At 60.0% G+C, this 8,543-nt stretch carries 3 protein-coding genes; 2 read left to right on the top strand and 1 reads right to left on the bottom strand.

Annotation, left to right across the window (positions count from 1 at the left end; all coding sequences use genetic code 11):
• Positions 1-5,088: beta strand repeat-containing protein (locus HDF08_RS21015; protein ID WP_179640591.1), on the top strand; the 5,088-nt coding region annotated here is incomplete at its 5' end.
• Between the two features lie 30 nt (positions 5,089-5,118).
• Positions 5,119-5,739: an outer membrane beta-barrel protein gene (locus tag HDF08_RS21010; RefSeq protein WP_179640590.1), complete on the top strand. Its 621-nt coding sequence runs from the start codon at positions 5,119-5,121 to the stop codon at positions 5,737-5,739.
• 121 nt (positions 5,740-5,860) lie between these two features.
• Here HDF08_RS21010 and HDF08_RS21005 read toward each other — a convergent pair whose 3' ends face one another.
• Positions 5,861-8,410, bottom strand: coding sequence for a glycoside hydrolase family 31 protein (locus HDF08_RS21005; protein ID WP_179640589.1), 2,550 nt, complete (start codon positions 8,408-8,410; stop codon positions 5,861-5,863).
• Positions 8,411-8,543: the final 133 nt, after the last annotated feature.

Genomic DNA, 8,543 nt, shown 5'->3' with positions numbered 1-8,543 from the left:
GACACCACCGACTACGCCGGCCAGACCGCCTCCGCCCAGATCACCGTCACCCCCGCCGTCCTCACCGTCACCGCCAACAACGCCACCCGCGCCTATGGCAGTGCCAACCCAACATTTACCGGAGCCATTACCGGCGCAGTCAATAGCGACACTTTCACCGAGAGCTTCTCAACAACCGCCATCACCAGCTCTCCCGCAGGAACCTACCCCATCGTTCCTGCCCCAGTCGGCACCGCTCTGTCGAACTACACCGTCAATGTCACCAACGGAACTCTCACTGTCGGCAAAGTGACTCTGACCGTCACCGCCGCGAACGCCACCCGAGCCTACGGCGCCAACAACCCAACCTTCTCTGCATCCGCAGCCGGCGCGCAGAACGGTGACACCTTCACCTTCACCGAGACCACCACCGCCACTTCCGCTTCGCCCACTGGAATCTACTCCATCGTCCCAGTCGCTAGCGGAGCCAATCTCTCCGACTACAACGTCGTCTACGTCAATGGAACACTCACCATCACCCAGGCCACACTCACCGTCACCGCCGCCGACGCTAATCGCGCCTTCGGAGCCGCCAACCCGACGTTCTCCGCATCCGCAACCGGCGCAGTTAGCGGCGACACCTTCACCTTTACCGAAAGCACTCCCGCCACCACCTCATCCCCCGTCGGCACCTATCCCATCATCCCCGTCGCATCCGGCACGAATATCGCGAACTACAACGTCGTCTACGTCAACGGAACCCTTACCGTCGGCCAGGCTACGCTCACCGTCACCGCCGCTAACGCCACCAGGGCTTACGGCGCCGCCAACCCGACGTTCTCCGCATCCGCAACCGGCGCAGCCAATGGCGATACCTTCACCTTTGCCGAAACCACCACGGCCACCACCACATCATCTGTCGGAAACTACCCCATCGTTCCCTCAGCATCCGGCACGAATATCGCGAACTACAACGTCGTCTACGTCAACGGAACGCTGACCGTCGGCCAGGCCACGCTCACCGTCACCGCCGCCAGCGCCACTCGAGCCTACGGCGCAGCCAACCCCACCTTCTCCGCCTCCGCCAGCGGCGCACAGAACAGCGACACCTTCACCTTCACCGAAACCACCACGGCCACCACCTCCTCCTCTGCAGGCACGTATCCAATCGTCCCCGCTGCCACCGGCACCAACATCGGCAACTACAACGTCGTCTACGTCAACGGAACCCTTACGATCAATAAGGCGACTTTGACCGTCACGGCAGCCGATGCTAACCGCACCTACGGTGTAGCCAATCCCGCCTTCTCCGCATCCGCCACCGGCGCGCAGAACGGCGACACCTTCACCTTCACCGAAAGCACCTCCGCAATCGTCAGTTCGCCTCCGGGCACTTACGCGATCGTTCCCGTCGCCACAGGCGCCAACCTCAGCAACTACACGGTCACCTACAACAACGGGACCCTCACCATCGGCAAGGCGACTCTGACCGTCACCGCAGCTGACGCCAGCCGAGCCTACGGTGTAACCAATCCCGCCTTCTCCGCCACCGCAACCGGTGCACAGAACGGCGACACTTTCACCTTCACCGAGAGCACCTCAGCCACCACAAGTTCAGCTCCCGGCACCTATCCGATCGTTCCCGTCGCCTCGGGCGCCAATATCAACGACTACACAGTCGTATACGTCAACGGAACGCTCACCATCGGCAAAGCCACGCTGACCGTCACCGCAGCTGACGCCAGCCGCGCTTACGGGGCAGCGAACCCAGCCTTCTCCGCAACAGCAGCCGGCGCGCAGAACGGCGACACCTTCACCTTCACCGAAAGCACCTCTGCCACGGCGAGTTCACCAGTCGGCAACTATCCCATCGTTCCCTCTGCCGCCGGGGCAAATCTTTCGAACTATACCGTCGTCTACGTCAATGGAACTCTCTCGATCGGCCAGGCCACACTGACTGTTACAGCAGCCAGCGCCAGTCGAGCCTACGGCGCTCCGAACCCAACCTTCTCCGCAACAGCGGCCGGTGCTCAGAATGGTGACACCTTCACCTTCACCGAAAGCACCCCAGCAACCGTAGCGTCCGCTCCTGGCACCTACGCCATCATCCCGGTAGCCACTGGCGCCAATATCGCCAACTACACCGTCGTATACGTCAACGGAACCCTCACCGTCACGAAAGCAACGCTGACCGTCACTGCAGCTGATGCCAACCGCACCTACGGAACGCCAAACCCAGCCTTCTCTGCCTCCGCAACCGGGGCACAGAACGGCGATACCTTCACCTTCACCGAAAGCACCCCGGCAACCATAGCGTCCGCCCCTGGCACCTACGCCATCATCCCGGTAGCCAGTGGCGCCAATATCGCCAACTACACCGTCGTATACAACAACGGCACGCTCACCATCGGCAAGGCAAGCCTGACCGTTACCGCAGCCGACGCCAACCGTACCTACGGAACGCCAAACCCAGCCTTCTCTGCATCCGCCACCGGCGCGCAGAACGGGGATACCTTCACCTTCACCGAAAGCACTCCGGCGACCATAGCGTCCGCCCCCGGCACCTACGCCATCATCCCTGTAGCCGCAGGCGCCAACATCAGCGACTACAACGTAACCTACGTCAACGGAACTCTCACCATCGGCAAGGCAACCTTGACCGTCACCGCAGCCGACGCCAGCCGCGCTTACGGTGCAGCGAACCCAACCTTCAACGCTTCCGCCACCGGCGCGCAGAACGGCGACACCTTCACCTTCAGCGAAACAACCTCTGCAACCGCCGCGTCCCCTGTTGGAACCTACGCCATCGTTCCCACCGCAACAGGCGCCAACATCAACGACTACAACGTCGTCTACACCAACGGGACACTCACCGTCACTCAAGTTACTCTCACCGTCACAGCCACAAGCGCTAGCAGAACATACGGCGCCGCGAACCCAACCTTCTCCGCCACTGCGGCTGGCGCAGTCAACGGTGACACCTTCACCTTCACGGAGAGCACCACCGCCACCGCGACCTCCCCTGTCGGAACTTACGCCATCGTTCCCCTGGCCTCTGGCACCAACCTCAGCGACTACAACGTCATCTATGACAACGGAACCCTCACAGTAACCCAAGCCACCCTCAACGTCCTCGCTGCAGACGCGAACCGCACCTATGGTTCTCCGAACCCGCCATTCTTCGCATCCGCAACCGGCGCACAGAACGGTGACACCTTCACCTTCAGCGAAACCACCTCTGCAACCGCCGCGTCCCCGGTTGGAACCTACGCCATCGTTCCCACCGCGACAGGCACCAACCTCGCCGATTACAACGTCGTCTACACCAACGGGACTCTGACCGTAGGCAAGGCGAACCTCACCATCACAGCCGCTGACGCAAACCGCACCTACGGATCTCCTAATCCCGCCTTCTCCGCGTCGGCTACGGGAGTCGAGAACAACGACAGCTTCACCTTCACGGAAACCACTATCGCCACCGCCTCATCGCCCGTTGGTACTTATCCGATCGTTCCCTCGGCCATCGGGGCAAACCTCAGCAACTACACCGTGACGTACGCCAACGGAACCCTCACCATCGGCCAGGCAATGCTGACCGTCACAGCCGGAAGCACCAGCCGCATCTACGGCTCTGCAAACCCCGTCTTCTCGGCAACCGCCCTTGGCGCAGTCAATGGTGACACCTTCACCCTCACCGAGAGCACCAACGCAACTCCGTCATCCCCGATCGGCAACTATCCCATCGCGCCTGTCGCCACCGGCACAAATCTCAGCGACTACAGCGTGACCTACATCAACGGAACTCTCACCGTCACCCAGGCAACCCTGACCGTCACCGCCACCAACGCGAGCCGCGAATATGGAATAGCGAATCCCGGCTTTACGGCCACCGCTGTGGGCGCAGTCAACGGCGATACCTTCACACTCACCGAAAGCACCCTGGCTACGATCTCCTCACCGATCGGAACCTATCCCATCGTCCCCGCAGCCTCCGGCACCAACCTCAGCGACTACAACGTCGTCTACGTCAACGGGACCCTCACCATCAGCCAGGCCACACTCATCGTCACCGCCAACAGCTTCACCAAGCTCTACGGCTCGCCCAACCCCGTCTTTACCGGCACCATCACCGGCGCGCTGGATGGCGATACCTTCACCGAAATCTTCTCCAACTCCGCAAGCACGCTCTCTCAACCAGGACAGTACCCCATCATTCCTGCTGCAACCGGAACCAACGTCACCGACTACCTCCAGACCGTACAGAACGGAATGCTGACCATCACCAAGGCACCCGCCATCACCACGCTGAGCCTCAGCACAACCAGCACCGTCTTCGCTCTGCCAGTCACCTTTACTGCCAACGTCGCCTCCACAACCTCCGGAACACCGACTGGAACCGTCACCTTCTTTGACAACGGCAACCAGGTCAACACAGCTACCCTCAACAGCAGCGACGTTGCCACCTTCTCCACTACGGCCCTCTCTGTAGGCGTCCATACCATCACCGCCATCTATAGCGGAGACGCTAACTTCAACTCAAGCACAGCCTCCGCCGCATCCGGTGCGAACACCATCAACGTCGCGCCTCTCGACTTCACCATCGTCCTCACCAGCGCCCAGACCGTCGAAGGCATCTACGGCACCACCCGCCTGTACACCTTCCATGTCTCTCCCACCGGCGGATACTACCCCGGCGTCATCAACCTCTCTGCCAGCCCGACCGGCCCCATCCTCGCCACCTACACCTTCTCGCCCTCGACCATCGCCCAGTACGCCGGCCCAACCGACATCACCCTCACCGTCGCAACCCGCAAGCTCGCCTCACTCGAGTCGCCACAGGATCGCTCGCGCCGGCTCTCCCACATCGCGCTCGGCCTCTTCCTCCTTCCGCTCCTCGGCCTGCGCTACTCGCGTCGTTCCAGCCGCAAGCTCACCCGCCTCATCATCCACTCGCTGCTCATCCTGTCCTCTCTCGGAGCTATCGGAACACTCACCGGTTGCGGATCAGGTTACTTCGACCGCACCTACCCGATAGTTGTAACCGCCAACAGCAACGGAATACAGCACACTGTAAACGTGGATTACCACATCGACCAGTCCCCACAGTAAAAAGCGCAAGCTTCAAGAGAGATTCTCAGTATGAGCAACAGATCAGCATCTGAAAAAATCGCAAAGCGGGCAAACGATCTCCTCCTCGGAATCAAGATCTCTGCCCTACTCTGCCTCATCAGCTTCGCCGGCGCACGACTCCACGCCCAGGCACTCCCAACCGCAACCGCCGCCGGAGTCCTCCAGGCTGGCGGCGAGTTCAACTACGCCAACTCAGACTACGTCCCGCAAAAGATCAAAGGCGGAGGAGCCTACGTTAACTTCGACTTCAAATATCACTGGGGCATCGAAGCAGAGTTCCACCAAATCAACGATTCCGACCCAACCACAAAAATCTACGAACGCACCTACGAGATCGGCCCTCGCTACGTCCTCCACTTCGGCCGGATAGAGCCCTTCGCCAAAGTCCTGTACGGCCGCGGCGTCTTCAACTACCCAGAGGTTCCTAGCCTCACCCCCGGTGGTCCTCCACAAGGCAACGCCGCCAATCTCGCCTACAACATCGTAGCCGCGGGTATAGGCGTCGATTATCGCCTCACGCGCTCGGTCAACTTACGCGCAGAGTATCAATTTCAAAAGTGGCTCAGCTTCCCGCCCAACGATCTAAGCCCGCAGGTCTTGGGGATCGGCGCCGCCTACCGCTTCCACTAGAGCGCTCTTCACTGACTCTATCGCCGACCAGCGGGAAGACAACCGAACCCACCCCGCCCGGAAAAGGTACACACGTCACGAAGTGACCGCCCTCCGCACAGGAGGCCCGTCCGGCAGGACGCTACCTCCCAGCAATCTCCAGCACCCCACCTTCAGCCCTCTCCGGCAACACAACCGTAAGCGAATGCGCCGCGCCATCGAACCTCGCGCCCGCAATCACCTGGCCGCCATACATAATCTTCCCCGGCGCGCCACTCCAACCGAAGATCGTCACCTGCACCCCATTCCACCAAGGCTGAAAGCTCCCCTCGCGCTTGCCGATCTGCAGACGCAATCCGTCCTGAGTCGATTCGCAGCTATACGTCACACGCAGAAAATCCTTCTCCTTATACCCGAAGCTGATCCCATCATCCTGATACAGCGAGCCCGCACATCCCTCACCCGGAAACACCTTCAGCGTCAGCGGCCCATCTGGCTTCACCTGCGTGCTTTCGACCACCGGCGCAAACGGCAGAATCGACCCCGCTCGCACAAACACCGGCAGCACATCCACCTGCGGCGTAATCTTCACCGACTGAAGCTCACCCACTCCCAGCGCCGCGCCCGTACTCACCGCAACCGCCTCGCGAGCGCTCCCCGCAACCTTTGCCCCCGTCCAATAGTCGTACCAACCCACCGGCGGAAACGTCACCGCATAGCTATCCGGCGCCTCTGGATAAGGCGCAGGCGCAATCAACAAATCCGGCCCCAGCATGAACTGATTGGCCGCATCCAGATCGAGCGGATGCTTGTCCGCAGTCGCATCCGGGAACTCCAGAAACATCGGCCGCATCATCGGAACGCCCGTGCGAGAGTTCTCCTCGGCCAATGTATAGAGATACGGCATCAGCCGATACCGATCCTCAATGTACCTCCGCCGAACCGCTTCCACCTCCGCTCCACCCACCCAAGGCTCCTGGTCGGCCGTGAACTTCTCTGTGTGGTCGCGATAGATCGGATTGAACTCACCCACCTCAATCCACTTCGTCAACAGATCCTGCGTAGAAGAACCCGCATACCCTCCAATGTCATCTCCAGCCATCGAAAACCCGCTCAGCCCCAGGTTCAGAAGCATCGGCGTACTCATGCGAAGGTGGTTCCAGCTGCTCGAATTATCTCCCGTCCAAGTCGACGCATACCGCTGGCCGCCAGCATAGGTCGCGCGCGTCAAAACAAAAGGCCGCTGGTGCGGCTTCAACGCAAGCAGTCCCTCATACGTCCCCCGCGAGTTCTCCATGCCATACACATTGTGAATCTCCGCATGGCTCGCAGTCCTCGATACAAACCCCGGCTCATCGATCCGATGCACCACATCCAGCGGCATCGTCTTCGAAGCCACTTCAAACACCGAAGGCTCGTTCATATCGTTCCAAAAACCCGCGGCCCCATCCTCATAAAAATCTTTATAAAGAGTCCCCCACCACGCCCGCGACTCCTTCCTCGTGAAATCAGGAAACACCGAAGGCCCCGGCCACACCTTGCCCACAAACACCGACCCATCCGGATTCTTCACAAAGTGATCCCCCGCCACACCCGAATCGTAAGGCGCATACCCCTGATTCGCGCGATCCGCAATATGCAGATCCGTAATCAACACCAGGTTGAAGTGCTTCTCCTTCAACTCCTGAATAAACTCAGGAAACTTCGGAAACGCCTGCTGATTCACCGTAAACGGAGCATTCCGATCCTGAAAGTCAATGTCCAGATACAGCGCATCGCACGGAATCCGATCGGCGCGCATACGGTCCGCCACCTCGCGCGCCCGCGCCTCCGTCATGTACGAGTAGCGCGACTGCTGAAAGCCCAGCGACCACTGCGGAGGCAGCGGCGTAAGACCAGTCAACCACGCATACCCCTCCACCACCTGCTTCGGCTTCGGACCATAAATAAAGTAGTAGTCAATCGGTCCACCATCGGCCCCAAACGAGTAAGCCTCCGAATCTTCCTTCCCAAAATCAAAACTCGTCCGCCACGTATTGTCGAGAAACAACCCATACGACCTCCCCGCATTGTCCGCAATAAAAAACGGAATTGCTTTATACAGAGGATCGCTGCTCTCCTGAAAACGATACTGATCGGTGTTCCACATCTGGTACGCACCGCCTCTGCGATCGAGCGGCCCCGTCTTATCTCCCAGGCCAAAGTAGTGCTCCTCGGCCGACATCCTCTTATAAATTCTGAAATGCTCGCCGTGAAACTCAACCGGTCGCGCATCCTGCAGCAGAACACCGCCACGGGTGTCGCTGATCGTTACGGCAAGCGTGGCGCGGTCAACCGACACCTGCAACGCCTTCGTGCTAAAACCTGTCTTGCCTCCCTCCGCGCGATAGACAGTCGCAACCGAGCTGGTTCGCGACCCCGGAAGCACAGCCCACGAAGCATCCTCCGGCATCTTCCCCGTCTTCGAAACTCGAATCCGCAGAACATCCTCTCGCAGCGCAGTGATCTGAACCCTCGCCTCGCCATCCCTCAGCTCTAAACCATTCGGCAGCGCCGCAGCACTCGTCGCACGATGCATCGAAATCAGATCACCCTTTTCACCCGTTGCGCTCTGTGCCGACAGCCCAGGAACACTCATCACGCAGCCCAAAACAAACAGGACAGCAACTCTTCCAAAACGCAATCCATTCATATTTCCTTCAACCTCATTCGCACGGTGAGAAGCAGGAGTCTGACCCTGAAGAAGTCTCCGAGTCACAAACCAACATTATGCTCCTCCGCCCCCAATCTCCCTGCGCTTCCACGGGGCGCATCGGTCAAAATTA

The organism is Tunturiibacter empetritectus (assembly GCF_013410875.1).
Classification (GTDB): domain Bacteria; phylum Acidobacteriota; class Terriglobia; order Terriglobales; family Acidobacteriaceae; genus Edaphobacter; species Edaphobacter empetritectus.
This window is presented reverse-complemented; position numbering and strand designations above follow the sequence as displayed.

What these genes read in the sequence shown, in the direction of transcription:
- HDF08_RS21005 (WP_179640589.1), bottom strand. Translation starts at nt 8,410, where the DNA reads ATGAATGGATTGCGTTTTGGAAGAGTTGCTGTCCTGTTTGTTTTGGGC.
- HDF08_RS21010 (WP_179640590.1), top strand. Translation starts at nt 5,119, where the DNA reads ATGAGCAACAGATCAGCATCTGAAAAAATCGCAAAGCGGGCAAACGAT.